This window comes from Acinetobacter sp. YH16052 (assembly GCF_013417155.1).
Taxonomy (GTDB): Bacteria; Pseudomonadota; Gammaproteobacteria; order Pseudomonadales; family Moraxellaceae; genus Acinetobacter.
The window spans coordinates 1-1,052 of the sequence record NZ_VPEO01000203.1 but is presented as its reverse complement, the minus strand read 5'-3'; the positions used below and the strand labels follow the sequence as shown (position 1 = coordinate 1,052).

The 1,052-nt window shown below is 44.2% G+C and carries 1 protein-coding gene and 1 pseudogene; both read left to right on the top strand.

Annotated features, from left to right (window positions below; translation table 11 throughout):
- Positions 1–244, top strand: a 244-nt coding sequence (locus tag FTV42_RS17330) for a BREX protein BrxB domain-containing protein (RefSeq protein ID WP_180039293.1), incomplete at its 5' end; no start/stop codon positions are given.
- A 40-nt stretch (positions 245–284) separates the two neighbouring features.
- Positions 285–1,052: pseudogene (locus tag FTV42_RS17325) on the top strand (BREX system P-loop protein BrxC); the annotation flags it as partial.

Below are 1,052 nucleotides of genomic sequence, written 5' to 3'. Positions count from 1 at the left end.
TAAGTTCGCGCCCTATCTGGTGAGTAAATATGCCACCAATGCACAAGATATTGTGTTGATGACTGGGGTAGGGTCGGTTTGGCCACTGTTACGTGCCCATCACTTATTGAACAGTTTGCATTCGTTACTGGGGCATAAGCCAGTGGTGCTGTTTTACCCAGGTTATTACGACGGTCAAGCGATGAGTTTATTTGGAAAAATTCCAAGCAATAATTACTACAGAGCATTCAGATTAGTGCCTTAACACGGCAAATAGAAATAAGAATTCGGGGGAATGGATTGAGATGAACATTAAAGAACTTTTTTATAAGCCATTAGATCGTGCGATTAACGGGGTCGTAAAAGCAGACCAGAATGACAATACTACGGTTTATCAGGAACTCGATGAGTATGTGGTCACCAATGAACTGGAAAAGCATTTTCGGGACTTTTTCCAGTCTTATGGCACAGACCTAAGCGATCCTTCGATTGCCAACCGTGTCGGCGTATGGATTTCGGGCTTCTTTGGTTCAGGTAAATCACATTTCCTGAAAACCTTGTCGTATATTCTGGCCAATAAAGTGGCACGTGACGCGGAAGGTAACGAACGCAGTGCTGCAGAATTCTTTGATGAAAGCAAAATCCGGGATGCGTTTATCCGTGCGGATATTAGCAAGGCCGTTAGCCATCATGCCGATGTCATCCTGTTTAACATTGACAGTAAAGCCAGTTCCAATGACGATGGCAATCCGATCCTGAATGTGTTTTTACGTGTGTTTAACGAGTATCAGGGTTTTAGTGCTGACCATCCACATATTGCCCATATGGAACGTCACCTGAGCCAGAAAGGGGTGTATGAGCGCTTTAAACAGGCTTTTGAAGAATCTAGCGGCATGTCTTGGCTAGAAGAACGTGACGGATATCAGTTCTATCAGGATGATGTCGAAACTGCGATTTCTCAGGCACTGAATCTATCAGCAGAAGCTGCACACAAGTGGTTTGAGGATTCTGAGCAGACTTTTAGTGTTTCGGTGGAAAACTTCTGTCAGTGGGTGAAAGAATACCTAGACAGC